Source organism: Vibrio sp. YT-17, from assembly GCF_033337375.1.
Classification (GTDB): Bacteria; Pseudomonadota; Gammaproteobacteria; order Enterobacterales; family Vibrionaceae; genus Vibrio; species Vibrio alginolyticus.
In genome coordinates, this window is record NZ_JAWOQP010000072.1 from 1 (window position 1) to 1,544 (window position 1,544).

Genomic DNA, 1,544 nt, shown 5'->3' on the forward strand with positions numbered 1-1,544 from the left:
AATATCAACGGTTGAACCTGCTGCTTTTAACTCACCCGAACTGAGTTCAAGCGGCGTTTTGAATCGATAGCGTGGTTCTTTACGGCGCGATTGAGCATCGAAATAGATACCTTTAGGGTTGCCAGTGATTTTTCGAGGATGACGAAAGGCATTTCACGTGTTGGCTGGCAAACGCGGCTTTTCTGTTAATAGGTAATCTTGCCCCGACTTTTCGTCAGCGATTTCTTGCAAAATTCCGATATGAGTCAGTGACTGAGAGGTTTCGGCTAACTCTGGAGAGAATAGTGCGAGATCTTCTTTCTCTTGCTCAGATAACTCAAAAATAGAAATTCGAAACGCACGCCAACTTTCTCGCTTAGCCCCTAAATGCCAAAACAGCTGGCGTTGTTCGCGAGTCGCTTCGGGTCTAAGCATCGAGTAGAAGTACGTTTTGTTTTCATGTTCATGAGTAAATGAGTACAAAACGTTACTGGTGCCTTTCACGCCTTGTTTGATCAAAGAAGCGACGCGTTGCTCGTTAAACAAGGAGCCAAACACTTGTTGATTTCTCTCATCGTGCCAGTACTGCCACAACTTTTGGTTGTTTGGTGTCAGCATCGCTAGCTTGAGTTCGTTACCATCAAAAAACAGTGGTAAGTTGCTCGTGTGTTTGAGTGCAATGTGCTCATAACCGCGTGTGCGTGCACGAATGATTTTATCTTGGTTGTCATGACGTGCGCGTTTGGCGGCACTGTTTAATGCTTCGTCGATGACGCGCGCAACGACATTGGTTTCCGTTAGACGAATGGTTCGTAGATAGCGCACGGCATCATTTTCATAGCAATCGTCCACGGCCAATACTCGATACGACAGTGGCTTTTCGATGCCCGCGACTTGCGACTTGCCTGCAAACTCGGTAAACGAAACGTGAATGATTTCACCAAGGTTGTATTTAAATGCGCTCGGGACTTTAAATTTCGCTCCAGAGCTCGACAAATCGATGCTTAATCCATGAAGGATTTGCCCTTTGGCGCGGCGAATTTCTACCTGGGACTGAACCTTCAACCGCTTTTCTTGGCGTTTTAAGTCGTAACCGAGGTGAACCGGTTCTGCGAGAAAGGGGCTTTTAGGATCGGTTAATGAATGAGACTTTTCCTGTATGGCGAGCTTGCTCATCACACGAAAGTTATTGCGCGTGTTGACCAGTGCTTCCCACATGCCTTCGGTGTAGGTGCCAAACTTCTTAATGTTCTTGTGATAAGCATTAAAAGCGACATCGTCCAACCAATGCGAAATGCCATCTAAAACATATTCACGACATTCGCCTTTGACGCGACCACGTAAATCAATGCTCTTCTTACATGGTGCCATAAGACGGTTCAGTTCCATCTTCACTAAGATTTTGGCCGACGGCGGCTCTTCCTCGGTCAATTGACCAAGGACAAAATCAAAGTCTTCAGAACCATAAACGGGAATGAGTCTTTCAGCGAGCGAGAGAATTTCAGATTGCTGCATTATTTCTGTTAGAGTATGTCGTTACTTTAATTTGTATCGACTAAGTAAAG

1 pseudogene is annotated in these 1,544 nt (G+C 45.5%); it reads right to left on the reverse strand.

Annotated elements, in window-relative coordinates:
- Positions 1–1,494 (reverse strand): annotated as a pseudogene (locus tag R7F67_RS23900) (PilZ domain-containing protein); the annotation flags it as partial.
- Positions 1,495–1,544 lie beyond the last annotated feature (50 nt).